The organism is Paenibacillus sp. PK3_47 (assembly GCF_023520895.1).
Taxonomy (GTDB): Bacteria; Bacillota; Bacilli; order Paenibacillales; family Paenibacillaceae; genus Paenibacillus_AQ.
The window spans coordinates 5,048,091-5,073,632 of the sequence record NZ_CP026029.1; the positions used below are offsets into that span (position 1 = coordinate 5,048,091).

General features: G+C 50.5%; 25 protein-coding genes and 4 tRNA genes. 21 read left to right on the top strand and 8 right to left on the bottom strand.

Annotation, left to right across the window (positions count from 1 at the left end; all coding sequences use genetic code 11):
- Positions 1-49: 49 nt before the first annotated feature.
- From pstB to C2I18_RS21945, 7 genes are all read left to right on the top strand, one after another.
- Positions 50-805 (top strand): phosphate ABC transporter ATP-binding protein PstB, encoded by a 756-nt coding sequence (pstB, locus tag C2I18_RS21915; RefSeq protein ID WP_249897850.1) that lies wholly within the window; start codon positions 50-52, stop codon positions 803-805.
- 67 nt (positions 806-872) lie between these two features.
- Entirely contained in the window at positions 873-1,532 is a 660-nt protein-coding gene (gene phoU, locus C2I18_RS21920) for a phosphate signaling complex protein PhoU (RefSeq protein WP_249897851.1), read from the top strand.
- A 203-nt stretch (positions 1,533-1,735) separates the two neighbouring features.
- Positions 1,736-4,405, top strand: a complete 2,670-nt coding sequence (gene polA / locus C2I18_RS21925; protein WP_249897852.1) for a DNA polymerase I — start codon at positions 1,736-1,738, stop codon at positions 4,403-4,405.
- Between the two features lie 51 nt (positions 4,406-4,456).
- Entirely contained in the window at positions 4,457-5,299 is an 843-nt protein-coding gene (gene mutM / locus C2I18_RS21930) for a DNA-formamidopyrimidine glycosylase (protein WP_249897853.1), read from the top strand.
- A gap of 188 nt (positions 5,300-5,487) precedes the next feature.
- Complete coding sequence (locus tag C2I18_RS21935) at positions 5,488-6,237, top strand: manganese efflux pump (RefSeq protein WP_249902197.1); 750 nt, start codon at positions 5,488-5,490, stop codon at positions 6,235-6,237.
- A 9-nt stretch (positions 6,238-6,246) separates the two neighbouring features.
- Positions 6,247-6,843, top strand: coding sequence for a dephospho-CoA kinase (gene coaE, locus C2I18_RS21940; protein ID WP_249897854.1), 597 nt, complete (start codon positions 6,247-6,249; stop codon positions 6,841-6,843).
- Positions 6,840-7,403, top strand: a complete 564-nt coding sequence (locus C2I18_RS21945) for a lytic transglycosylase domain-containing protein (protein WP_249897855.1) — start codon at positions 6,840-6,842, stop codon at positions 7,401-7,403. The genes coaE and C2I18_RS21945 overlap by 4 nt, the downstream gene beginning before the upstream one ends.
- A 79-nt stretch (positions 7,404-7,482) precedes the next feature.
- On the opposite strand, the gene C2I18_RS21950 is transcribed toward C2I18_RS21945, so the two are convergent.
- Positions 7,483-7,707: an alpha/beta-type small acid-soluble spore protein gene (locus C2I18_RS21950; protein WP_249897856.1), complete on the bottom strand. Its 225-nt coding sequence runs from the start codon at positions 7,705-7,707 to the stop codon at positions 7,483-7,485.
- Between the two features lie 115 nt (positions 7,708-7,822).
- On the opposite strand from C2I18_RS21950, the gene nrdR reads away from it, so the two are divergent.
- From nrdR to C2I18_RS21965, 3 genes are all read left to right on the top strand, one after another.
- On the top strand, positions 7,823-8,299 hold the full coding sequence (nrdR, locus tag C2I18_RS21955; RefSeq protein ID WP_249897857.1) for a transcriptional regulator NrdR: 477 nt from the start codon (positions 7,823-7,825) through the stop codon (positions 8,297-8,299).
- A 219-nt stretch (positions 8,300-8,518) separates the two neighbouring features.
- Positions 8,519-8,594, top strand: a tRNA-Ala gene (locus tag C2I18_RS21960).
- Between the two features lie 12 nt (positions 8,595-8,606).
- Positions 8,607-8,679 (top strand) — tRNA-Lys (locus C2I18_RS21965).
- 968 nt (positions 8,680-9,647) lie between these two features.
- Here the strand turns inward: C2I18_RS21965 and C2I18_RS21970 are convergent.
- Positions 9,648-10,298, bottom strand: coding sequence for a transcriptional regulator (locus tag C2I18_RS21970; RefSeq protein ID WP_249897858.1), 651 nt, complete (start codon positions 10,296-10,298; stop codon positions 9,648-9,650).
- A gap of 182 nt (positions 10,299-10,480) precedes the next feature.
- Between C2I18_RS21970 and C2I18_RS21975 the strand changes: the two genes are divergently transcribed.
- From C2I18_RS21975 to C2I18_RS21990, 4 genes are all read left to right on the top strand, one after another.
- Complete coding sequence (locus tag C2I18_RS21975) at positions 10,481-10,717, top strand: hypothetical protein (RefSeq protein WP_249897859.1); 237 nt, start codon at positions 10,481-10,483, stop codon at positions 10,715-10,717.
- A 106-nt stretch (positions 10,718-10,823) separates the two neighbouring features.
- Positions 10,824-10,896, top strand: a tRNA-Lys gene (locus C2I18_RS21980).
- A gap of 130 nt (positions 10,897-11,026) precedes the next feature.
- Positions 11,027-11,101: transfer RNA gene (locus tag C2I18_RS21985), tRNA-OTHER, on the top strand.
- 261 nt (positions 11,102-11,362) lie between these two features.
- Complete coding sequence (locus tag C2I18_RS21990) at positions 11,363-13,555, top strand: rhamnogalacturonan lyase (RefSeq protein ID WP_249897860.1); 2,193 nt, start codon at positions 11,363-11,365, stop codon at positions 13,553-13,555.
- 66 nt (positions 13,556-13,621) lie between these two features.
- Here the strand turns inward: C2I18_RS21990 and C2I18_RS21995 are convergent, their stop codons facing one another.
- Both C2I18_RS21995 and C2I18_RS22000 read right to left on the bottom strand, forming a co-directional pair.
- On the bottom strand, positions 13,622-14,389 hold the full coding sequence (locus C2I18_RS21995) for an ABC transporter ATP-binding protein (protein ID WP_249897861.1): 768 nt from the start codon (positions 14,387-14,389) through the stop codon (positions 13,622-13,624).
- Positions 14,389-15,453, bottom strand: coding sequence for a FecCD family ABC transporter permease (locus C2I18_RS22000; protein ID WP_249902198.1), 1,065 nt, complete (start codon positions 15,451-15,453; stop codon positions 14,389-14,391). The genes C2I18_RS21995 and C2I18_RS22000 overlap by 1 nt, the downstream gene beginning before the upstream one ends.
- Before the next feature lie 197 nt (positions 15,454-15,650).
- Here C2I18_RS22000 and C2I18_RS22005 point away from each other — a divergent pair, with 197 nt between their 5' ends.
- Entirely contained in the window at positions 15,651-16,721 is a 1,071-nt protein-coding gene (locus C2I18_RS22005) for an ABC transporter substrate-binding protein (RefSeq protein WP_249897862.1), read from the top strand.
- A gap of 150 nt (positions 16,722-16,871) precedes the next feature.
- Here C2I18_RS22005 and C2I18_RS22010 read toward each other — a convergent pair whose 3' ends face one another.
- Positions 16,872-17,225 carry a VOC family protein gene (locus C2I18_RS22010; protein WP_249897863.1) on the bottom strand — a complete coding sequence of 118 codons (354 nt, stop codon included), beginning with the start codon at positions 17,223-17,225 and terminating at the stop codon, positions 16,872-16,874.
- Between the two features lie 179 nt (positions 17,226-17,404).
- Between C2I18_RS22010 and C2I18_RS22015 the strand changes: the two genes are divergently transcribed.
- The 3 genes from C2I18_RS22015 to C2I18_RS22025 all read left to right on the top strand — a co-directional run bounded on the left by C2I18_RS22015 (position 17,405) and on the right by C2I18_RS22025 (position 19,188).
- Complete coding sequence (locus C2I18_RS22015; protein ID WP_249897864.1) at positions 17,405-17,770, top strand: DUF4180 domain-containing protein; 366 nt, start codon at positions 17,405-17,407, stop codon at positions 17,768-17,770.
- Positions 17,771-17,931: 161 nt separating this feature from the next.
- Positions 17,932-18,483 carry a hypothetical protein gene (locus C2I18_RS22020; RefSeq protein WP_249897865.1) on the top strand — a complete coding sequence of 184 codons (552 nt, stop codon included), beginning with the start codon at positions 17,932-17,934 and terminating at the stop codon, positions 18,481-18,483.
- An 81-nt stretch (positions 18,484-18,564) separates the two neighbouring features.
- Positions 18,565-19,188, top strand: coding sequence for a hypothetical protein (locus C2I18_RS22025; RefSeq protein WP_249897867.1), 624 nt, complete (start codon positions 18,565-18,567; stop codon positions 19,186-19,188).
- A gap of 56 nt (positions 19,189-19,244) precedes the next feature.
- On the opposite strand, the gene C2I18_RS22030 is transcribed toward C2I18_RS22025, so the two are convergent.
- On the bottom strand, positions 19,245-19,976 hold the full coding sequence (locus C2I18_RS22030) for a class I SAM-dependent methyltransferase (protein ID WP_249897868.1): 732 nt from the start codon (positions 19,974-19,976) through the stop codon (positions 19,245-19,247).
- Between the two features lie 162 nt (positions 19,977-20,138).
- Positions 20,139-21,830, bottom strand: coding sequence for a M3 family oligoendopeptidase (locus C2I18_RS22035; protein WP_249897869.1), 1,692 nt, complete (start codon positions 21,828-21,830; stop codon positions 20,139-20,141).
- A gap of 82 nt (positions 21,831-21,912) precedes the next feature.
- Between C2I18_RS22035 and C2I18_RS22040 the strand changes: the two genes are divergently transcribed.
- Positions 21,913-22,383 carry a DUF1801 domain-containing protein gene (locus C2I18_RS22040; protein WP_342760312.1) on the top strand — a complete coding sequence of 157 codons (471 nt, stop codon included), beginning with the start codon at positions 21,913-21,915 and terminating at the stop codon, positions 22,381-22,383.
- 70 nt (positions 22,384-22,453) lie between these two features.
- Here the strand turns inward: C2I18_RS22040 and C2I18_RS22045 are convergent, their stop codons facing one another.
- Complete coding sequence (locus tag C2I18_RS22045) at positions 22,454-23,455, bottom strand: glycosyltransferase family 8 protein (protein ID WP_249897871.1); 1,002 nt, start codon at positions 23,453-23,455, stop codon at positions 22,454-22,456.
- Positions 23,456-23,695: 240 nt separating this feature from the next.
- Between C2I18_RS22045 and C2I18_RS22050 the strand changes: the two genes are divergently transcribed.
- Both C2I18_RS22050 and C2I18_RS22055 read left to right on the top strand, forming a co-directional pair.
- Positions 23,696-23,941, top strand: a complete 246-nt coding sequence (locus tag C2I18_RS22050; protein ID WP_249897872.1) for a WGxxGxxG family protein — start codon at positions 23,696-23,698, stop codon at positions 23,939-23,941.
- A gap of 241 nt (positions 23,942-24,182) precedes the next feature.
- On the top strand, positions 24,183-25,490 hold the full coding sequence (locus C2I18_RS22055; protein WP_249897874.1) for an ABC transporter substrate-binding protein: 1,308 nt from the start codon (positions 24,183-24,185) through the stop codon (positions 25,488-25,490).
- Positions 25,491-25,542: the final 52 nt, after the last annotated feature.

The window sequence follows — 25,542 nt, forward strand, 5'->3', positions numbered from 1 at the left end:
TAAGCTTATCATTGGAACGAAGATGATGAGAAGGAGACTACTAAAACTAATGAAATCCATCATTGACATAGAGAAACTAGATCTCTACTATGAGTCATTCCACGCACTGAAGAGCGTTGATCTGCAGATCCCTGAGAAACAGGTGACTGCCTTTATCGGTCCCTCCGGATGCGGAAAGTCCACATTACTGCGCACACTCAACCGGATGAACGACATGATCCCCGGAACCAGAATTGAAGGTAAGGTTAACATCGGCGGCAAAAATATTTACAGCGACGAGGTAGAGGTGGAGAGCCTGCGCAAGCAGGTCGGAATGGTATTCCAGCAGCCGAATCCTTTTCCAAAGTCAATTTATGACAATGTCGCTTATGGTCCCCGCCTGCACGGTATCCGTGCAAAAGCCCAGCTTGACGAGATTGTAGAGCAGAGCCTGCGCCAATCCGCGCTTTGGGAGGAAGTCAAGGACTTCCTGAAGAAATCGGCCCTAAGCCTGTCCGGAGGACAGCAGCAGCGCCTCTGTATTGCCAGAGCACTTGCTGTACAGCCGGATATCCTGCTGATGGACGAAGCGACCTCTGCGCTTGACCCTGTATCCACACTTAAGATTGAGGAACTGGTACAGGAGCTTAGAAGCAAGTACACAATTGTAATGGTTACCCATAATATGCACCAGGCTGCCCGGGTGTCCGGCCGTACCGTGTTCTTCCTGAACGGTGTGATCGTGGAGGCGGCAGATACAGAGCAGTTATTCTCGAACCCGAGAGATTCCCGTACTGAAGATTATATTTCCGGCCGTTTCGGCTAAACCGCAAAGAATCCCGTAGTAGGAAATAACAAGCTGACGATACGCTTTGAGGAGGAACGCTTTTAATATGATTCGCAGAAAAGAATTTGATAAAGACCTGGAAGAGCTGCGCAGCCTGCTGGAGCAAATGGGGGAGCATGTCATTGATGCCCTGGATGGAGCAATCGTGGCCTTGCAGACGCTTGATACCGTTCGTGCACAAGAAATCGTCAAAGCTGATCTACGGCTGAATGCGATGGAAGACAAAATCATGGAGATCGGTTCACGGTTAATTATTACCCAGCAGCCGGTTGCCAAAGACCTACGCAGAATTATTGTAGCCTTCAAAATTTCCAGTGATTTGGAGCGGATGGGTGATTTGGCGCTGGATGTGGCAAAGGTAACGATGCGCATCCAGGGACAACAGCTGATCAAACCGCTGGTGGACATTCCGCGTATGGCTGAAATTGTGTCCGGAATGATTACGGAGGCGATCCAGTCCTATCTGGATGAGAATACGGATCTGGCCTACAAAATGGCACAGGATGACGACCAGGTGGATCATCTCTACAGCGCTACGATTAATGAGCTGTATACCTATATGGTTGAAAAGCCGGAATCCCTTAACCAGGCCATGCTGCTGACGCTGGTCGGCCGCTATATTGAGCGGATCGCTGACCATGCGACCAACATCGGGGAAAGCGTAGTTTATCTGGTTACAGGCAAACGTCCGGATCTGAACCAATAATGTCATGACCATAACAGCAAGCTCTCTATACAGGAGGGTTTGCTGTTTTTATTTTAACAAAGATAGAGCAGTTTTAAGGAGAACGGACTTTGGAAATCCTACATAAAACGCAGAAATAGCGGCTTTCGGGGTGCTTTGGTTCTGTTTTGTGCAGGGCATATGTTAAAATGTAAAAAGTATGTGAGATAAGGTGAGGTGCTAGAGTGGACAAGTTGATACTTATAGATGGAAATAATATTATTTACCGCGCGTTTTTTGCGATGCCGCCGCTCACCAATACGGCCGGACAGCAGACAAACGCTGTATACGGATTCACAACGATGCTGCTGCGGCTGCTGGAAGAGCATAAACCGAGCCATATTATTGTAGCTTTTGATGCAGGCAAGATTACTTTTAGACATGAAGGGTATGAAGATTATAAAGGCGGGCGCCAAAAGACACCTCCAGAGTTATCAGAGCAGTTTCCGCTTCTGAAGGATCTGCTGCGTAATCTCGGGGTGCCGCAATTTGAAATCGCCGGCTATGAAGCAGATGATATTATCGGCAGCATTTCGCGCCAGGCGGATGAAGAGGGCCGGCAGGTAATCATTGTGTCCGGAGACAAGGATATGCTGCAGCTGGCGTCAGAGCACACAACTGTAGCGCTTGTCCGCAAAGGTGTGACCGAAGTCGAGCTCTATGGCCCGCAGCAGATCCGTGAGAAATACGATCTTACACCTGAGCAGATTATCGATCTCAAAGGCCTGATGGGCGATGCCAGCGATAACATTCCGGGTGTTCCCGGTGTCGGTGAGAAGACTGCGCTCAAGCTGCTGCATCAGTTCGGTTCGGTGGAAGGCGTACTTGCCGGAACCGGTGAGCTGAAGGGCAAAATGAAGGAAAAGCTGGAAGAACACGCGGACAGCGCAATCATGAGTAAAAAGCTGGCGACGATTTTCCGCGAAGTTCCGCTGGAGCATTCCTGGGAAGATATGACCTTCAGCGGAATCAAGAGCGACACTGCCGGGCCGGCACTAGCCAAGCTGGAATTTAAATCGCTGCTGGAACGCCTGTCATTAAGCGCGTATGCTCCTGCCACAGAGGGGGAAGCTGCCGCTCAGGCTGCTGAGGCGGCTGTGCTGGATATTACAATTGTCGGTGAGAAGGAGCTGGAAGCGCTGAACGCTGAGCTTCCACGGATTTTGGCGCTGCATGTGGAATCAAGCGGCGAGAATCCGCACAGGTCGGAAGTGATCGGACTGGGCTTGTCTTCGCCGGAACGTCACTATTACGTGCCGTTTGAGCTGCTGGCAAGTCCTGCGGCAGAGCCGCTGCGGGCCTGGCTGGGAGACGAGAAGGCGCCGAAAAGCGGCTATGACCTGCACCGGGCGGATCTGGCCTTGCACTGGCAGGGCATCTCTTTTGCCGGGGCGGCCAATGATGTGCAGCTGGCGGCCTATCTGCTGGATCCGACGGAAGCGAATCAGAATCTGAACGACCTTACTGCCAAATATGGACTGCCGCGACTGTCCCCCGATGAAGAGGTGTTCGGCAAAGGGGCTAAATATAAAATACCGGAGCTGGACGTCCTGGGCCAGCATGTAGCCCGTAAAAGCGCCACCGTGCTGGGAATTGTTGAAGCGCAGCGGGAGGCGTTGGCGGATACCCGGATGACTGGACTGTTCGATGACCTTGAAATGCCGTTGTCACGGATCCTGGCGGATATGGAGAAACAGGGGATTGCTGTCAACAAGCAGGACCTGATTGATCTGGGCAAGGAATTTGAGGCACAAATCGCCAGCCTGGTTAGCGAAATTTATAAGATTTGCGGGACAGAGTTTAATCTCAATTCGCCGAAGCAGCTTGGAGAAATCCTGTTTGTGAAATTGGGTCTTCCTGTCGTCAAAAAGACAAAGACCGGTTATTCAACGGATGCCGAGGTGCTGGAGAAGCTTGCTCCTTATCATGATGTGGTGCGCCTGATCCTGCAGTACAGAACGATTGCCAAGCTGCAGTCTACTTATGTGGAAGGTCTGCTTAAAGAAGTCTCTGAGGAAACCGGCAAGGTGCATACGTTCTACCGGCAGACGATTGCCGCAACCGGACGGCTGAGCAGCCAGTTCCCGAATCTGCAGAACATTCCGATCCGTCTGGAGGAAGGCCGCAAAATCCGTAAAGTGTTCGTCCCGTCAGAACCCGGCTGGTCGATCCTTTCTGCCGACTACTCGCAGATTGAGCTGCGCGTACTCGCCCATATTTCCGGTGATGAGCGGATGAAGGAAGCCTTCGTAGAGGATCTGGATATTCACACGAAGACAGCCATGGATGTATTTGGCGTAACAGCCGATCAGGTGGACAGCAACATGCGCCGTTCCGCCAAGGCGGTTAACTTCGGGATCGTATACGGCATCAGCGATTATGGACTTTCGCAGAATCTTAATATTACGCGTAAGGAAGCGTCCCAGTTTATTGAACAGTATTTCGAAGTGTTCCAGGGTGTCCGCCGCTATATGGAAGAGATCGTAGTGGAAGCACGCGAACAGGGCTATGTAACCACCCTGCTGGAACGCCGCCGCTATCTGCCGGAGATTAATGCCAAGAACTTTAATCTGCGCTCTTTTGCCGAACGTACTGCAATGAATACTCCGATCCAGGGAACGGCTGCAGATATTATCAAGCTCGCTATGGTTCACATGGACAAGGCGCTGTACGAGCGCGGACTGAAGAGCCGCATGCTGCTGCAGGTACACGATGAGCTTGTATTCGAAGTGCCTGAGGAGGAGCTGGAACTGATGAAGAAGCTGCTGCCTGAGGTTATGGCCGGAGCACTGAAGCTTTCTGTCCCGCTTAAGGCAGAGGTAAGTTATGGCAGCAACTGGTACGAGGCGAAATAGACTCCCCCAAGCATGGACATATCCGGTATAATGGAGGAGAGGTGAGCCATAATGCCGGAATTACCGGAAGTAGAAACAGTCAGAAGAACACTTAATGAATTAATTACAGGCAAGCAGATAGAGAGTGTTACCGTAAGACTGCCGCGTATCATCCAGCGTCCGGATGACACGCAGGCATTTGCCCATATGCTGGCTGGCCATGTCATCGAAACTGTGGAGCGCCGGGGCAAATTTTTACGCTTTGTCCTGGACGGACTGGTCATGGTTTCCCATTTGCGGATGGAAGGCCGCTATGGTCTGTACCAGCAGGAAGATCCGCTGGACAAGCATACACATGTTATTTTTCATTTCACGGACGGCACAGAACTTCGCTACACGGATGTGCGCCAATTCGGCACGATGCATTTATTCCAGCCGGGTGAGGATTTACTGCTTAAGCCGCTGAACAAGCTCGGCGATGAGCCGCTTGACCCTTCATTTACGGTGGAACGGTTCAGCCGGATTGTGGCGAACAGGAATACCAAAATCAAGCCGCTGCTGCTCAATCAGGAATATGTGGTCGGTATCGGCAATATTTATGTGGATGAGGCTCTGCACCGTGCAGGCATTCATCCGGAAGTAAGCGCACGGTCGCTGACAGAAGAACAGCTGGTCAAGCTGCATCATGCTATCGTCACCACTTTAACGGAAGCGGTGAACGCCGGCGGTTCTTCCGTGAAATCCTATGTTAACGGCCAGGGAGAAAGCGGGAACTATCAGCAGCAGCACCGCATTTACGGCCGCAAAGACCAGCCCTGCAGCACCTGTGGTACCCTGATTGAGAAAAGTGTCGTCGGCGGCAGAGGAACGCATATCTGTCCAAGCTGTCAGCCCTTGTCCGTTGTGTTAAAATAAGACGTTTGTTTTGGATGGAGTAATTGTTCAACTGATGTCCTGCACCAGACCTGTCCGTCCTGAAAGAAGATATAGCAGGCACCCACAGCCCGTACAGCCCATATACTGTGTGAAGAATGCTGAAAATTGCAACCGGAGCTATGGCGGTTATCCGCCGGGCTGCCGGTACTTCACGGGAGGGATTGCGGGTGATCAGCCCTTTGTTTTCGCTGCTGCTGCTGGCTTTTGCCCTTAGTTTGGACGGTTTTGGTGTAGGCATTACATATGGATTGCGCAAAATGAAAATACCATTGCTTTCAATTATGATTATCTCGCTGTGTTCGGGGATAGTCATTTGTGTCTCTATGCAGGTAGGTGTGCTGCTGGCGAATGTGGTATCGCCTGATGCCGCCTCCGTCATCGGGGCAGTGATCCTGGTTCTGATGGGCTGCTGGTCCCTGATCCAGATGCTGATGCAAAAGGAGAAAGGGCAGGATTCAGAGGAAACACAGGGAAAAGAGGAGGAGGCAGCTGAAGAGGGCGAGGCCGCAGGAATTGCCGCTTTTAACGACGGAGCACTGGTGAATGACCATGCTGGCGCTGCAGCGGTGCCCAAATCGGAAGTGTTCTCGCTTGAACTGCGGCATCTGGGAGTTGTTATCCAAATTCTCCGGACCCCGTCTTCAGCAGATATGGATGCCTCGGGCAGTATCTCTTCCATGGAAGCCATGCTGCTGGGGATTGCCTTGTCGCTGGATGCCTTTGGCGCCGGCCTTGGAGCTGCGCTGCTTGGATTCAGTCCTGTATCAACGTCGCTGATGATCGCGCTGTTCAGTGGTACTTTTTTGCTGCTGGGGATGAAAACCGGGCTGAAACTGTCGGGCAACTATTGGATGAAGCATGCCGGTCTGCTGCCTGCGTTATTACTGATTGCAATGGGAATAATGAAGCTGTTATGAGGTGAGTACATGATTATGGGCTTAACCGGAGGCATTGCTTCCGGAAAAAGCACGGTATCCGCACTGTTTGCGGGTAAAGGAGCACGGCTGGTCGACGCCGATGTCATCGCGAGGGAAGTCATGCTCCCGGGGCATCCGGTGCTGGCTGCAGCCGTGCAGGCGTTTGGCAGCGGGATTTTGCAGGGTGACGGTACCCTGGACCGGGCCAGGCTGGGAGAGATTGTGTTCCGTGATCCCGGAGCGCGCCAGAAGCTGAATGATCTGACACATCCGGCGATCCGCAAGGAAATCAAAGATCAGATGTATACATGGGAATCCCAAAATCCGCAGGGACTCGTTATCGTGGATATCCCTCTTTTGTACGAGTCACAGCTGGAAAGTCTTTTTGAAAGAGTTACGGTCGTCTACGTTCCCCGGGAGGTCCAGCTAACCCGCCTGATGGAACGTAACGGGCTGTCCCGTGAACAGGCGGAGGGGCGGCTTAATGCCCAGATGGATATTGAAGAGAAACGCAGCAGGGCTGATTATGTCATTGATAACAGCGGTGATCTTGCCCATACTGAGCAGCAGGTTGCATCATTGTGGGACAGGCTGGGCTTATTATGAGTTGGCTGCGTAAAAAGAGAGTGCTGCTTCTGTTATTTATCGGCTTCACCGCTGTTTTATTTTTAGGTACGAACTGGATGTCCTGGTTTTATCCGATCCATTTTAAAGAAGAGATCCGCGAGCACAGCACCACTTATGAAACTGACCCGTTCCTGGTCGCAGCCATTATCCGTGTGGAGACGAATTTCAAGACCGGCCAGGAATCGAAGAAGGGCGCACTTGGTCTCATGCAGCTGATGCCGGATACAGCAAAGTGGGCGCTTGAGCAGGCCAAGCTTCCCGATGTTTCACTGGACGAGCTGAAAGCAGAGCCCTCTGCCAATATTGAGCTTGGAACATGGTATTTGTCCTGGCTGGACCGTCAGTTTGCAGGCAACCGTACCGCTGTCATAGCTGCTTATAATGCCGGTCCCGGCAAAGTGACGAGCTGGATAAAGGACGGGGACTGGGATGGTACGGAGTCTGCTGTGAAGGATATTCCGTTTGGCGAGACCCGTCATTATGTCCAGCGCGTAATTTATTATTACAACCAGTACAGAGAGCTTTACAATGAGATCTGATGTGGCTTGTCCAATAAAAAGAAGCATCAAACGGCTATGAGGCCGTTTAATGCTTCTCAGGCAAGCTTATGGGGACAGGTTATCTGAATTGACCTGCCAATTGTTGTTCTGCCAGGGTTACAAGACGTTTAGTGATGTAACCTCCGATCGAACCGTTTTCGTAAGAAGTTTTATTCCCTTGATATCCGTCTGGAGAAAGAGTGATGCCCAATTCTTGAGCTACCTCAAACTTCAGTTGTTCCAATGCACTGCTTGCGTTTGGAACTACCAGGTTGTTGGAGTTGTTGTTATTGCTTTGGCCCATTGCTGTTCACCTCCTATCGGTTGGTAACAGTATTATGTGCCGGACTTGTCAACTTCATAACAACAATTAAAAGGTGTTTTATGGAAATTAGAATCCAAAGGAAGTGAGTACATTTATGAAGTGTCCTTATTGCGATCACACGAACACCAAGGTGCTTGATTCGCGTCCGGCCAACGAGAATAAGTCCATCCGGCGCAGGCGTGAATGTGAGCGCTGCAGCAAACGCTTTACTACCTTCGAGATGATTGAAGAGACCCCGCTCATCGTAATCAAAAAAGACGGCAGCCGCGAAGAATTCAGCCGTGACAAAATACTGCGCGGGCTGATCCGTGCCTGTGAGAAGCGCCCTGTGTCTGTAGAGCGGCTTGAATCCATTGTGTCAGAGGTGGAGAAGTCGCTGCGCGGCATCGCCTTGGCTGAGATCGAGAGCCGCCAGATTGGCGAGCTGGTCATGGAGCAGCTCTATCCTGTGGACGAGGTGGCCTATGTCCGTTTCGCCTCTGTATACCGTCAGTTCAAGGACATTAACATGTTCATGAAAGAGCTGAAGGGACTGCTCTCCAAGAACACAGATGAGCTGGATGGATTGTAGGGAAGGCTCGGGGCTTGGGAGAAATTGAGGGGATAATTGAGAAGATAATTGAGGGAAATAAATTAAATAATTTATTTTTCAAAAAGTGTTGACACCGAAGGCGATTTTTTATATTATATAGAAGTCGCCTCCGGAAGTAAGCTTGACTGAGAGATAACGACGGAATTGCATTGAACTGGTTTTTAGAATACATATTGTATTTCTTGAAACAGGCAGCACGGGGCCATAGCTCAGCTGGGAGAGCGCATCGCTGGCAGCGATGAGGTCAGGGGTTCGATCCCCCTTGGCTCCACCAATAACACCATACGGACTCTTAGCTCAGTTGGTAGAGCAGTAGACTCTTAATCTATTTGTCCAGGGTTCGAGCCCCTGAGAGTCCATATAAGAAGAAAAGAAACGGCAGAGATGCCGTTTCTTTGTTGTGCATGCAGGCTAGGCTGCAGGCTGAGGAGGGGCGAAGAGCCGGTCTGGAGTGACCTTCCCGTACGGCGATTCGTTTAAGGAATGGCCATGAGGCATGAGTGCTTATACACCATGCTGCTCAATGTGCACCTTTAATCGGCACGTTTGTACTCATCGCTCCCATGCTCGCACACATCGCTCCTGATCGCTCGCACGTTCGCTCCTGATCGCTCGCACGCTCACACCCATGGTTTGCACGCTCGCACCGATGGCTCGTGCGCTCGAACACTTTGACCACAATTGCCTCTGATCCGCGATGGTTCACTAACGGACGGTCCCGCACTATAAGCCAAATGACACACCAATGTTCGCTAACGGACCGTCGTTCCGTTATCTGCCCCATTTAGTGCCTTTTGCCGGGCTAACGGACCGTAGGTCCGTTTTTCGCTTGCCATCGGTGTCTAAATCGACCCAATGACCGCAAATAACGCCCCCTGAGTCCGTTAGCGTATAAAAACACACTATTCTGTTCAAATAACGGATTCTCGGTCCGTTGCTACTGGTCATTGAATCAAATGGCCCACGCTGTTTCGCTAACTGTCCACGCCGGTTCGCTAACGGACCGTAGTTCCGTTATTTGCCCCATTTAACGCTTTTTGCCGGGCTAACGGACCGTAGTTCCGTTATTCGCTTGTATCGGTGCCTAAATCGACCCAGTGACCGCAAATAACGCCCCCTGAGTCCGTTAGCGTACAAAAATACACTATTCTGTTCAATTAACGGATCCTCGGTCCGTTAGGATGGAAAGTTACAATGTGACTAGATCAAGCATTTTGTATGTGATCAGGAACAACGAGTTATAATAGTTTAGAAGCTCGTTGAATCGACCATTAGCGCTGCTTCAGACGAAGTTTCTTTTACAATCCATTCAAGCTTCCTGGCATAATCATACCCTCAACTGATACGTCCGGTAACGCTGGCGCCCGCCGCCGGCAACGTCCAGCAGCTGATGTTCGACCATTTCGTGGAGGAGACGTCTGGCGTGCTTGTCAGATACTTTGAGATGTTGTGCCAGTTCCAGAGGAGTGAACGTCCGGAGCAGGCGCCTTGCGAACCGCAACGTTTCAGCTTCCATCCATGTCAGTGTCGAAGGAACGTCCGTCGCAGTGAATTTGCCTACAAAAGACAGCACCAGCTGCTGGCACTGCTTCGGCTCCTCTACGATAGAGGGATAGGCGACGGGGAGAAAGGTCCAGCCATCCAGCGCCAGCAGGCAGTGACGGCGGCATAAATCCTTGAACCTCCTGACATCAAGATCCCTGGCATGAGGCCCATAGCCCTGAATCTCAATTCCGCCCTTTACACCCCCAGGCATGTAGGCCAAATCCAGATAGCGGTAGCCGTTGTTGAAATCACGTACCTCCCATTCCGGAAACAGATGATCCAGATTGCCGATTACCGGAAACCATACGGTGCGGAGAAATTCGACAGTTCCATGACCTAATCCTTTGCCGAGTAACTCCTTCCGCCGATGGTTATTCTCATTCTCCATGTTACTGGCTACCCATTCCCCGTACTGCTGCTCAAATCGCGACATTCCATCCTTATCCTTGAACGCTCAACCGAACGCTATATTTTTCCGCAAAAAAGCCGCCCTAACACCCGACCCCTCCTAAAAACTACCTAGGAAAGGGTTGAGTATTACAAGCGGCGTGTGCTTCACGACTTATTTTTTCTATTATACCTTGAACTTAAAAATGAATTCAATCGCGAATTGGGGTGGCAGACGGATTATACATATTTGGCAGCATGGTTGTCAGTGATCCGCTGCGCTGGCTGAGTGGAACCGCCATAACTCTGGCCGGACTCCCGGTTTATTATGTGCTGACCCGCAGAAAGCATAGCTTCAGTTCTGCTTCGTATATGTACGATAATGCCTCTCTGCATGACCCGACTGCAGTTTCCCGGGGAGAGGGACGGTCGTGGTTTATTTTCGATACCAAAAAAATAACTTGAACTATACATTGAAATATGATATATTCTTTTATACGGGAAAACGATATGCACTTTACGGGATGATCTCGTTTCAATGATTTCAGTCAATCGTCAGTACTGCATATGAGGACTCTTAGCTCAGTTGGTAGAGCAGTAGACTCTTAATCTATTTGTCCAGGGTTCGAGCCCCTGAGAGTCCATCACAGAAGAAACAGCAAAGATGCTGTTTCTTTTTTTTGATATTTTACATAGCCGGGTTACACAAAAGAGGATTATTGAGTAATCATATTGAAACTAATGATATCGACAACGAAAAAGTTGAATTCCTATGGACTCTTGGCTCAGCTGGCAGAGTATCGATTGACTGTAATCAATTGGTTCAGGGTTCGAATCCCTGAGAGTCCATCTCCCGAAAACGGCAGAAATGCCGTTTTTTTGTTGCTTCCGGGATGGGGGGGGCAGGCTATCTGCAAAATTGTGCAATCCGTTCTAAATAGTCCAAATCCCTGAAACCGCCGGGGCAAGAATGTCTTATTGCCCGGAATGTACACTAGTAAGTATGCTACAAGTGTGGATTTTTGGTAGCTGCATTATCCGCTCAGTGTGAGACGTAAGGGCACGGCGGGACGAAGGTGTATAACGGATCATAATGGAGGAGATTCTGGAATGAGCATACAAATGGAACATTTGGACCGGGGGCTGGCGGCCGTCTGCACCTCCGAAGGAATATTTATCAGCTGGAGACTATGGGGACAGGAGGTGACCGGGGCCACAGACAAGGGTCTGAATGGAGCAGATTTCCGCCTATACCGCAGCGGCTCTTTAATTGCAGAGATCAGTGACAGCACGAATTACCTGGATAAAGCAGGTACCCAGGAAGACAGCTATTCAGTTGCTGCAGTAATGAACGGGGAGGAGCAGGAGCGCTGCGCAGAAATCCGTCCGTGGGAAACTCCTTATCTGGAAATTCCGCTGCAAAAGCCTGCAAACGGGGTTACCCCTTCCGGCCAGCCCTACACCTACAGCGCCAATGACATGAGTGTCGGTGACGTGGACGGTGACGGGGAATACGAATATTTCGTCAAATGGGATCCGTCCAATGCCAAGGATGTCTCCCATGCAGGCTATACAGGCAATGTGTATCTGGACTGCTACAAGCAAAACGGCACGCTACTGTACCGGATTGACCTGGGAGTAAATATTCGTGCCGGAGCCCACTACACACAGTTTCTGGTATACGATTTCGACGGCGACGGCAGGGCCGAGCTGATGTTCAAAACAGCGCCAGGTACCCGAATCATCCGTTACGGTGACGGAGTGCCTGAATCTGAAACCTTCATTACCCTGCTGCCGGAGGATGAGGAAGCCGGATACAGTCATAAGGATGATTACCGGATGAACGGCGCCGGCTATGCAGCGCACGTGGCAGAGATGTTCCGGAGCTGGCACCTGCATGAGGAGGTAGTGGCCGGACATTGGCCGGCTACGCTGGAGGAATGCTTTGGAATAGCTCCGCAGTACGCTTACCCCCTCACCCGGGAGGATGCGGTGAAGCTGGCTGATTATTTCCTGGATGTATATGCCCCTTCAAGAAGCGAACGCAATAAGCTCCGCCAGTTCGAAGGTTTTATTCTGCAAGGGCCGGAGTACCTCAGCGTGTTCCGCGGCGCAACGGGAGAAGAACTGGCGACGGTCCGCTACAAGCCGGGACGCCACGATGACGGGCTGATGTGGGGAGACTATTCCTGGAACCGGATCGAGCCGGGAAACCGGGTGGACCGCTTCCTGGCAGGAGTGGCATACCTGGACGGCAGCAAGCCTTATGCGCTGTTTGCCCGCGGGTACTATACCCGCGCTGCGATAGCGGCATACAGCTGGGACGGGCAGGAGCTGAAGGAGAGATGGTACACCGACAGCGGCTGGGTCACCATGAATAATCCGTTTAATGATACGCTGCACGGGCAGGACGGCCGGAATCCGGGCTTCGGCGGACTGGCCAAGCAGGGCGCCCATGCCCTGTCTACCGCTGATGTGGACGGGGACGGCTGCCAGGAGATCATTTACGGGTCGGCGACTGTTGATCATGACGGCAGCATCCTGTACAGCTCCGGCGGAATTCTGCCGGAAGGGAGCGCAGCGCCCGGGGAATACGCCAAGCTGGGGCACGGAGATGCCCTGCATGTGGCGGTTGTCGATCCTGACCGGGAGGGTCTCCAGATTTATATGGTCCATGAGGAAGGCATTCATGGACCGTACGGATATACGCTGCGGGATGCTGCAACCGGAGAGGTACTGTACGGCGACTTCGCGAGGGAGGACGTGGGCAGGGGGATGATCGGCAAAGTAGATCCCGATGTACCGGGGCTGCAAACCTGGTGCAGCGAAAGCCACCTGGCCCATGAGCCGTCCAGGGGCCTGCGCTCCGCCAAGGGTGAACAGCTGGATGAGCAGGCCCCGGGGACCAATATGAACATCAAGTGGGCAGCAGACATGACAACCCAGTTCATCAGCGGCACGTTTGACGAACCTGTGGCCATTGAAGACTGGAAGCGGGGCCGGCTGCTGACAGCCGAAGGCACGCGCTCCAACAACGGCACCAAAGGCAATCCCTGCCTGGTGGCAGATCTGTTCGGCGATTGGCGGGAAGAGCTTGTGGTGCGTACGGAAGACAGCACAGCTATCCGGATCTATATGAGTACAGAGGTCACAGACCGGAAGCTGTACACTCTGATGCATGATCCGCAGTACCGGACAGGAGTGGCCTGGCAGAACGTGGTTTACAACCAGCCGTGCTACACCAGCTTTTATCTGGGCACGGACATGAACTGGTCCAAGGTGCCAGTCCCGGACTTGTCATAAGGCTGCCCGTTCTATACAAAAGACGACATCCTAAGCAACAGGATGTCGTCTTTTTATGAACAAAATTTAGTTCGTCTCCAGATAAGCAATACCCAGCGCACCGGTTACCGGGTTGCGGTAGGTCTCACAAGTGACATCAAATACCTGGCCGATCAGTTCTTTCGTTAAAATATCTTCAGGTTTGCCGCTGGCAGCGACCTGGCCTTCTTTCATCACATACAGGTAGTCGCAGTATTCAGCAGCAAGGGTAAGATCGTGGAGTGCGGCCAGAATACCGATGTTCAGCTTGCGGACAATATTCAGAATTTGCAGCTGATATTTAATGTCCAGGTGGTTGGTCGGCTCATCGAGAATCATGAACTCCGGCTGCTGGGCCAGTACCCGGGCCAGAATGACACGCTGCTTTTCCCCGCCGGACAGAGAGTTATAGCTGCGGGCGGCATGGCCTTCGAGATTGACCTTACGTAAAGCGGACGAGACAATTGCATAATCCTCCCGGTTATCTGTTTCCAGCATTCCCTTGTGCGGAGTTCTGCCCATGGCGACCATTTCACGTACAGTAAAGTCAAAGCTCAGCTCATTGAACTGGCCGACAACGCCGAGCTTCTGCGCTACCAGCTTGGGACTGGCTTTCATCACGTCCAGTTCGGAGAGGAAGACCTCACCCTGGCGCGGTTTGATTACTTTATAAATGCTTTTGAGCAGGCTGGATTTGCCGCAGCCGTTGGGCCCGATCAGGCCGACAAACTGTTTGTTCTGAACCTTCAGCGATACGTCCTTTACAATATTTGCGTTAGCAAAGGACACAGACACATGCTCGACAGTTAAGTTCATTAAGATTTCCCTCCAAAAGCGTAGCCTTTTTTGACCAGCATGTACATGAACATCGGTGCGCCGATTAAAGCGGTAATGATGCCGATCGGTAATTCTACATTCGGCACAAGGGTCCGGGCGATGACATCGGTCCAGATCATAAAGATCGCGCCGAACAGAATGGATGCCGGCAGCAGTCGGCGGTGGTCAGAGCCTACCAGCCCGCGGACCAGATGGGGGATGATCAGCCCGACAAATCCGATCATTCCGCAGCTTGCGACCATAATGCCGGTAATCAGCGCGGTGATGATCATGTATCCTCTCCGGTATGCACCGAGCTGAATACCGAGCGTGACGGCTGCTTCATCACCAAGCATCATGGCGTTCAGTACACGGAACTGCATCAAGAAAAAGAGGATCGCAGCCAGTACTGCAATGGCAACCAGAGGAAGTTTGTCCCAGCTTGATGCGGCCAGACTGCCCATGGTCCAGAAGGTAACGGTTTTGATGCCTTCGGCATTATTTGCAAAATAGACGATAAAATTGGCAAAAGCAGTACATAACGCGTTAATGACCATCCCGGCTAACACGAGCTTGACAGAGGTCATTTTGCCGCCGGCGCTTGCCAGCATAAGTACGAGAAGTGAAGCCCCGACGGCCCCGGCAAAAGCCCAGAAAGCCACGCCAGTCTGGCCGAGCAGACTCATGGAGCCGAAGCCGATGAGAATGGCAAAGGTTGCGCCGAGAGAACCGCCGGAAGAAATACCGAGTATGTATGGATCAGCTAATGGGTTCTGTACAGCAGCCTGCATGATGGTACCGCACAGCGTAAGTCCGGCACCGATGAACATCGCCATCAGTACACGCGGAAAACGGATCTTCCAGATGATATCCGAGAAAGAACCGGAAGCCAGCTCCTGGGCATCACTGATTTGAATACCTGTGAGATGATGCAGCAGAATCCGGTAAGACTGTGATACAGGGATTTCCACTTGTCCAAAAGAAACCGCCGCGCCAGCCGATAAAAGGGTAATAATCAGCAGCACCAGAGTGACCGTCATAAATCCGTACCGGGTGCTGATCATGGATTGCTTGGGTTCAGCTTGCATTGCTAGATCAGTCTGCATGGCATTCGTATAACTCCTTATAATGTTTTAATTTAAAATATATATCACAGTGAGAATCATTGTCAATGAGAATTATTATCATTGACAGGTGGTGCTGCTTTCTATATTCTACGAATGTATCGACCAACGTACATACAGAAAAGGGGATAGGAATAATGAGAGTTCAATTGAAGAGATTTGTACCGCTGCTGGCGGTGCTGATGTTGGCAGTCATGATATCCGCGTGTTCGTCAAACACGCAGAATGAGAACACAGCAGCAAGTCCATCGGAGCCTGCAAACAGCAGCAGCACTAATACAAGTGCAGAAGCAACTACTGCTCCAAGCACGAAGACGGTATACCCGCTTACGATAGAGAATTACACGAACAATGGGGAAGGTACAGAGTGGAAGACCAAATCCCAGACGTTTGACAAGGCACCCGAAAAAGTGGTAGCCAACACACAAGGTGCTGCTGAGCTCCTGATCAAGCTGGGCCTGACTGATAAAATGGTAGGCGTTGCAGCCTTATACGGTGCCGGTGACCCGGCAGTTCAAGAGGAATTCAAGAAAATTCCCGTAATTTCGGAGAATTATGCCAGCAAAGAGCTGGTCGTCGGCGCAAGCCCGGATCTGGTCCTTGGGCGGGCAGGATTGTATGCTGATGCAGATTGGGGTGTCGGAACCGTGGAAGGCCTCAATGAGCTGGGAATCAAGACGTTCGTACAGAGCACCAGTATTGAGGGCGCTACACTGGACAGCTTGTACAAGGATATTGAGCAGATTGGCCAGATCTTTGATGTGCAGGAGACAGCGGCAGCTTATATTGAGGAACTGAAACAGCGCGCAGAGGCGCTTAAGAGCACTGCCGATGGTGTAAAGACCTTTGCCTATGTATCCGACGGAGGCAACGGGGCCATTGCGGTCTATAGCGGCAATATCGATACCTTTGCCGGTGATGTGCTTGGCCTGCTCGGTCTGAAGAACAGCTTCGGCACCGTTACAGGCGATGTCAGCAAGGAACAGCTGATTGCCGAGAATCCTGATGTCATGCTGATGTCGGTATACACAGGCGGACTGGATCCGCAGGAGACACTTAAGGCGTTCTACGCAGACCCGTCGCTGCAAAGCCTGACAGCTATTAAGAACAAAGCGATTTATTTAATCGATTTCAACCAGTTCTGGGGCTACAGCTACTCCATTTTTGACGGAGCGGAAAAACTGGCTGCTGAGCTTGCGGCTCCATAACAGAAACCATAAAAAGCAGATAGAGTTCTTCACTCTGTCTGCTTTTTATTTTTGCTTGCTACAACGGCAAGTAGGTCATATCTGTAAACTCCCTGCGTCTGTTTTGATCTATGGTTTCCAATGTGCAGGGAGCTTATGAGTTGAATGACTCTACCGGTGCTCTGCAAGCTGCACTTCAAACCCGTCAGGGTCCAGAATATAGAAGAACTGCAGATGAGGGTTGGGCGCAACAGGTCCGCGGGCTACCGAAATGCCGTTAGTTTGCAAATACGCAATAGACTCCTCTACCGACGCTACTTCGAACCCGATAGACACACCGCTTTCCGGCGTAAGTGCCGGATCAGACCCTTGAATCAGCTCGATTTTGGGCTGGCCCGCCGTACCTAGCATTACAATCTGTCTGCCTCTGCTCTCAAATTTGCGTTCGACTGGAAGCCCCAGGATCTGATGGTAAAAATGAAGGGATGCCTCCAGATCGCGCACCCTGAGCGTAATCCAGTTCATGCTAAGGATCATCGTTTTATTGCTCCTTCCGTTATTTCATATGCTGTCCATTATACTTCATTTCGGACTCAAACAAACGGGAGAGCAAAGATGCAGTCAGTACATTAATTATTGCCGGCGCTGTATTTTTTCGTTACAGTTTATTATTATGACAATACAGTTTACACAGGAGGTTCATCGTGAACATATCAAAGCTGGAAGTGAATGGGGTAAGTGTTGCAGTGGTGAACAGCAGTGAGACGGTTATAATTGATGTTCAGTCTGCGCTCGATTTCATGGCCACTGTACGGTATGAGACCGGCTGTGACCGCATCGTGATGGACAAGTCTCTGCTAAGCGAAAGCTTCTTCGATTTAAAAACACGGCTTGCGGGTGAAATACTCCAAAAGTTCGTTAATTACTATGTGAAGGCTGCTGTAGTGGGTGACTTTTCAGTGTATTCCAACAAAAGCCTGAAGGATTTTATCTACGAGTGCAATAACGGGAAGGACTTCTTTTTCCTGTCGGATGAACAGCAGGCGCTGGATAAGCTGAGCAGGGTCTGACATTATGGAAACGGCTGAAAGGCCGTTTTTACATGTCGGGTGCCGCGAAAACTTAACTATATATTTACATTTTTCCAGTAACATTTGTAACTGACGCAGCGGCCGTAAAGAGATAATAATAGGCGTGTAAGCGTTTTTATAACCTGACTGGGGGAATTTAAGTGAAGAAAGTTACAAAGTTATTGCTTGTCGCCGGAATGGCTCTTACCGTTGCCGGAGTTGGGAACAGCGGTGCATTGAACCATGTCTCATCAGCTGCCAGTGCACCGCTCAAGGTGGGCCGGGTGGAGGCTGCGGCTCATGGTACGAAATGCTTTACAGTAGCCGTTGCGGTCGTTCAGAATGGTGTAATTGTGGCAGCTTCCCTGGATGATTATCAGTTCCTGAGCACAGATGTGGCCAAGGGAGTGCCTAACTCTGACTCTGATTTCGGTGAGAATTACAAAGACCCTGCAGTCGTTCTGGCTTCTAAGAGAGCCAACAATACTTATTACAGTGAGCATATGAAAGAGGCGGCGAAGTCCACAGTTGCTTATGACAAGAATCTGGCAGCCATCGAGAAATTTGCCACAGGCAGAACGGTCAAATCGCTGGAAGCGACCCTTACCCACAAGAGCAAGGAGCAGGTGGTGGATGCCGTCAGCGGAGCTACGCTAGTCGATACACACGGCTACCTGACAGCGATTCTTAATGCGGCCAAGGCTGCCAAATAAGCTGGAATCTTTTCTCTATGATATAGAATATTTTAACCCTGGGCCAAGGAATGGTATGATAGATACCGGGGTGAGAATGAAATGACTAATGAAACAACAAATGAGGAAAAAAACGGGAACCAGCCGGAGATGACCCAGGAGAAGTGGAATGAGCTTGTCCAGGCAGTCTACCATAATGGTCTCGTAGCGTTGCGAATGAGCTTTGAGAGTGTTGAAGGACAAGTATCGAATTCCGAAGCATACGGTTCGGTCTTTTTGTATCGTGTGAAGGATAAGGCAAATGATGAATATGTCTGCGGTTTCTTCCTTCGTGAGATGGCATCCAGATTCCAGTCCGGGAATGATCCTGCAGTCTGGATGGCTTCCTTCTTCCACGAATTGATGAAGACCAAGGGAGGCAGACCTCTTCCTAAGCCGCCAACCAATGAGGACGAAGCCAAGGCAGTCATTGATAATGAAGTGGTTCCGCTTTGCATTGCGGCTGTCCGTGAAGAGTTCGCTCCTGAGCAGGTACATGCGGGGCTGGCGCTCAATCCTGAGCATGGTCCGGTCTTTGAAGCAGGCTTCCCGGCGATCACAGAAGGCCATAATGTCTGTGCCATTCCACTGCATTTCCTGCTGACACACTACCAGCTCAACCGGGATCCGTCCGAGCTGCTGATTCAAGGCTTGTACAACATCCGCAAAGAACACGGGCTGGAGTAGCATCATCACACAGATGTGCTGGGCAGACCCAAAAGAACGACGGCGACGTCGTTCTTTTATTTTGCGCTTTTCCGGGCTCTGATAAATAAAAATTGCGGCCTCCGGGTCAGCTTGTCATAGCTCTCAGGCAGTGCCTTCCGGAAATCCTCTGTCGGCATCGGCTCCAGCATCGCATCGAGAGTAAAGCCGGCTTCCAGTAGAGAACTGATGATGCTGCCAAGCGGCCTTCTGTAGAACTGAACCTGCACTGGCCCAGTAGCGGTATCCCATTCATCATCCAGCAGCTCGGTAAGGAAGTAGTTCTCCCTCTTGAACACGGTAAAATCCATAAAAGGGTGATGTACTGAAAAAACGAGTGTGCCATCCGGTTTCAGCACCCGGTAAAATTCACGCAGCACGGGGTTCCAGTCCTTCAAATAGTGCAGCGCCAGCGAGGAGACCACAATATCCGTTGAGTCATCCCTTATAAAATCAAGCGGCTCATTCAGGTCAGCACAGACGAGCCGGGCCCGCTCTCCGACTCTTTTGCGCGTCATCTCGATCATGGCCGGACTGAAATCGACAGCTGTTACCTCAGCCGCCCCCTGTTCCAGCAGCCACCCTGTATACCAGCCTGCCGCGCAGCCTGCATCGAGTATGGTTTTGCCGGCGGCATCTGGCAGCAGAGACAGGGTAGCCGGCCGCTCATAGTAGGCGTTGTAAGGCTTGTTGTCTACATCACTGAAGTAGTATTCCGCCATTTGTTCATAAGAACCAAGAGATACAGAATCCTGATGCATATTCATCATCCTTTTCTTCGTAGCTTCAATTATCCGGTGAACTCGTGGGTGCCTGTTAATTCTACCATAATAGGGCAGAACCGTTCACATAAAGGAAAGGCAAACAGTCCCATGATTCGCTTGAGGCCAATCAATGGGACTGTCTTTTATCGATGCACAATTATTTATGGCTTAGAGCGCCTTATCGTCAATACTGTCCAGCCAGCCTTCAATATCGCCGATTACGGAGCCGACGCAGCCGTCTTCAAAAGGAGAGATCAGTCCCGCCAGCTGCACCAGCTCGACAAAAGACTTGCTGCCCCCGGCCCGGCAGAGCTGCAGATAATCGTTCCAGGCGGACTTGAAATCCTCATTCGAACGTTTCCAGAACTGAAAGGCGCAAATCTGGGCCAGCGTGTAGTCAATGTAATAGAACGGCGAGCGGAAGATATGTGTCTGTTTCTGCCAGAAGCCGCCCTGCTCCAGATAAGCATTGCCCGCATAATCACGGTGAGGCAAGTATTTCTGTTCAATCTCTCTCCAGGCCTGTTTGCGTTCCTGAGGAGTCGCCTCCGGATGCTCATATACAAAATGCTGGAATTCATCCACAGAGACGCCGTATGGAATGAACTCAAGCCCTGAGGACAAGTGATTGAAGCGGTATTTATCAGCCTCTTCTTCAAAGAATAGACTCATCCACGGCCAGGCAAAAAACTCCATGCTCATCGAATGGATCTCTGCTGCTTCATAGGTCGGGAAAGCATACTCAGGCACCTCGATGTTCCGGCTTTCATAGACCTGGAAGGCATGCCCGACTTCATGGGTCAGGACATCGATATCACCTGACGTTCCGTTGAAATTGGAAAAAATAAAAGGTGCCTTGTACTCGCTGAGATAGGTGCAGTAACCGCCGAACTGCTTGCCTTTTTTACTGACAAGATCCATCAGCTCATTCTCCTGCATAAAGCTGAAGAACTCGCCGGTTTCCGGGGAGAGCTCCTGGTACATCTTCGCACCGTTGGCTACAATCCACTCCGGATTGCCTTTGGGTGCAGCATTGCCGGTGGTAAACTGAAGGCCTTCATCATAGAATGTGAGTCCGGACAGGCCCAGGCGTTCAGCCTGCCGCTGCTTCAGCTTGCTGGCGGCCGGAACGATATGCTCAAGCACCTGCTTACGGAAATTGGCAACCATCTCCGCATTATAATCCGTACGCATCATCCGGTCATATCCCAGTTCAACAAAGCTTGGATAGCCGAGCTTGGCGGCGATTCCAGCACGGACTTTGACAAGCTCATCATAAATGCGGTCAAATTCCGCTTCGTTTGCGGACATAAAGGCATAGCGGGCTTCCGAAGCACGCTTGCGCATTTCACGGTCAGTCGACAGTTCAAACGGCGTGAGCTGGGATAAAGTCCGCTCTTCACCTTCAAACCGGATTTTGGCAGAGGCGATGAGCTGGGTGTATTCCGTGGAGAGCTTGTTCTCCGTTTGCAGATCCTCAATAATTTCCGGACTGAAGGTCTTGAGTGAAATTTCGGCCATTTTCAGCAGCTGCGGACTATATTCCTGTTCAAATTCCGCTCTGAATCTGGACTGAACCAGCGCCCGGTAATAATCTGTTATGTATTCCTGAATCACCGGACCGATCTCATCCATATAATCCTGTTCCGCTTTGTAGAATTCATCCTCTGTATTAATGGAGTGACGGATATACACGAGGTTCTGCATCGTATCAAAGGAATTGCGCAGCTTATTGATGCCGTTGACCGCGGCTTTCTGCTCCTCCAGACTGTCAGCCTGCAGGCCTTTCAGCAGTTCTGTGAATTCCTGCTTTAACTGCTCCACATCAGGACGTTCATAGCGGTATTCTGTAAATTTCATGAAATGATCCACAACCTTTCTCTTCCATATGATTTTTATTATAATCTGTATACGTCAAAAACTAAATGGGAGGCACCCGAGCATGATGAAATATGCGGCTGACAGCCCGGAAGAATATATCCATGCATTGCCTGAAGACCGCAAGGCAGCTATGGACAAGCTCAGAAAGACCATTAAGGACCATCTTCCGGACGGGTATGAAGAAACGATGTACTGCGGAATGATTACATATGCCGTTCCCCATTCCCTGTATCCCCCGGGCTATCATGTGACTCCTGAGGATCCGCTCCCGCTGGTCAGTATTGCCTCACAGAAGAACTTTATCGCACTATACCACATGGGTCTCTATATGTATCCTGAGCTGCTGTCGTGGTTTCAGAGTGAATACCCCAAACATGTCCGCACAAAACTCGATATGGGCAAATCATGTATACGCCTCAAAAAGGTGGAGAGTATTCCATATGAGCTCATCGCCGAGCTGAGCGGGAAGATTACGGTCCAGGAGTACATTTCCCTTTACGAAAATCAAAAAGCAAAGCCGGATAAAAAATAATCAGTTGTACTCTAAAAAATGAAGCAGCCACGTCAAATGACGTGGCTGTTTAACTATGGCCGTGTGGCGTCTATAAGAGTTTCCTGATTCCCGACGGGCGCAGCAGCCTGACTTTTCCGGACTTCATTACATGGTGCCGGCGGCTTTTACCGGGTCTGGCCACTCTTAATTTGGAGAAGATCACGTGTGCTCTTGCCCGGCGTTTAGCCCGGAGCTTGAGCTTGCGGATTCTTTTCAGACGCAAATTTACATAACGGACCTTACGTTTTCTCCTTTTTCTGATGGCTCTAAATGGACTCCAGGGGGTAAGTCGCAGGTACTTGCGGTACAGGCCCCAGCCGGGAGATTCCTGATCCCAAGATTTAACAGGACCGGCAAAGTGGACGATTTTACTGCTGTAATTATGGTCGGGAATGGTCAGGTTGAAGAAATTATAATGTAAATCAAGCGGAAGATAATTGCCGCCGAAAACCGCGTTCAGCGCATCCTGATCCGGCATGGTGGAATCGGGGTAATTGCGCAAAAAGTTGATGGTTTCCTGATACCAGGTTACATGGCTGCGGATATTGTTCAGCGAGAACAGGACCACTCCAGAGTTGAAATACAGGTCAGGATTGAGTCCCTTATCATGGATGACATGGGCGACCTCCCGGATACCCTGATCCCAGACTGCCCCAAGGTAGTGGTGCTGCAAATCAGTGTTCCACAGCTCGGCAAGATCCATGTTCACGAGTACATCGCAGTCGAGATAGATGATTTTCTCCACTTCTACTAATGCGGGGAGCAGCAGGCGGTACATGCATGCCGGGGTCCATATATTAATCGAGTTTACGGCAGCCATCACCTGAAGCATCTCTTCGGGCAGCACAATGGGATAAAAGTTAATTGTATGTTTGTACCGGGCAGTCAGCTGGAGAAGCTTCTGTTTGTTTTCGTCTGTCAAAGTCTCATCATGCAGGATGTGCACATTGACCGGTGAAGCCGTATTGTTGAACACTGATGCAAGAACCACACCGGCATGCTCGGCATAACGGCCGTCCTTATCCTGTAAAGCCAAGGCAAGTTGTATCATTTGCGGCAACCTCTTTTCCCTTTTTTGTACGAATGTACCACAGTATACGTTTGTCACGGGTCCGTGGAGAAGGCGGATTACCCGCGTTATTCACCCAATTCAGGGAATCAGTTCAAGCCAGGCGGCTTTTTATGCAGTTCATTTTGAAGGGAATGTTTCACAATACCTTACATCGGTTAGATATAAATCAGACTTAACAACAACACAGAGGAGCTGATCATTATGTTAAAAGTCAAAACTATGTTTCTAACAGTACTCATTGTTTCAAGTCTTGGTGCAACGGCAGCCTTTGCAGATCCAGTAGACAATACGGATGCCAATAATGCGGCTGCAACCACCACAACTGAAGTGCAAGCTGCAGACAACAATGATGATGAGGATCACGGTAACTGGGGCCTGCTTGGTCTCTTGGGACTCGCCGGACTGGCCGGTTTGAAACGCCGTGACCGGGATGTCCATGTGAACCGGACGACAGATAGACATTAATATTTAATTTTACAATAGATACACGAAGGGTGGAGTTGCAGCCATGCAGCTCCCTTTTCTATTGTCATAAAGGGCTAACCGAAAAAGCAATGAAAATGGCCTGAATGAAGATGTATAAAAATGTAATAAATGGTATGCAGAAATAAATCTGGATTCAGATTCAAAAACAGCTTATTTTGTTTATTCTAGTATATTAACAACATTAATAAATCAAACTTAAAACTTCTGGAGGTCAGTATTCATGCAGATTCATAAACACACCAAGACTCTCTTAATTCCGGTTCTGCTGTTCGGGCTCGCAGCTACGGGCTGTACACCTAAACAAGCGGAAAGCTCTACCGCGAGCGCGGACGGGAAAGTCGAGATTGATTTCTGGACATTCTGGGGTTCTGAAACCCGCCGTCCGATCATTGAGAAAATTATTAACGATTTTAACGCCTCACAAGACAAAATTATTGTAAAACATACATATCTGCCCTGGGGAGATATCTGGACCAAAAACCTGGCTTCCATTGCCGCCAAAAATCCTGCCGATGTCATCATCAATGATATTGCCAGCGTGGACCAGCGGGCTTCCAAAAAACAAAATACGGAGCTGACCGCTTATCTGGAGCAGGACAATATTCAGGACCGTTTCTACGAAAGCCTCTGGGATAACGTGCTGTATGAAGATAAGGCTTACGCTATCCCGTTCAATACGGATACCCGGATGCTCTACTATAACAAGAAGGCATTCAGGGAGGCAGGACTTGATCCGGAGAAACCGCCGGCTACCTGGGCAGAGCTGGAGGAATACGCAATCAAGCTGGATAAAAAGAACGGTAACGTGTATGACCAGGTCGGCTTCCATCCGCTCTGGGGAGACTTTGGCATTGACAACTGGCTGCTGAATGCAGACGGCGGAAAAGGCTTTTTCGACAATGACAACAATATGTACATCAATACACCGGCCAAGGTAGAAGCCGTTAACTGGATCAAATCCTGGAATGACCGGCTGGGCAAAAAGAACGTGGATGCCATGCAGGCGGAGTTCGGAAGCGAGCAGAGCAATCCGTTCATTTCCGGTAAAGTGGCGATGTGGATCCATCAGGGAACCTTTGCGACCCAGATCCGTGATTACGGAAAAGACATGGAGGTTGGCGTAGCACCGATTCCGGAAAAAACAGAAGGCTCCGGCCATTACAGCGGCGGCGGCGGGTTTGTGGCCGAAATCCCGTACGGTGCCAAACATCCGGATGAGGCATGGGAATTTATCAAGTATCTGACGGATTATGACGCACAGAAGTACTGGGCGGTTAAAAACTTTGATAACGTAGCAAACAAGGAAGCGGCCAGCGATCCGGAACTGCTGAGTGATCCGATCTACAAGGCAGCCGTTGAGAACCTGGAAGTTACCACTCATTTCAGAGCACCGATTGCCGTACCTGACTTTAAAAATCTGATCACTCCGCAGATCGATTCCGCTCTGCTGGGCAATATTACTGCTGAAGAAGCTCTGGCCAAGGCTGAGACCGATGTGAAGAGCATGATACAGCAGGCAGGAAAATAAAGAATTTGACGATGGAATGTATGGGCGGCCATACATTCCATCACTTATGAAG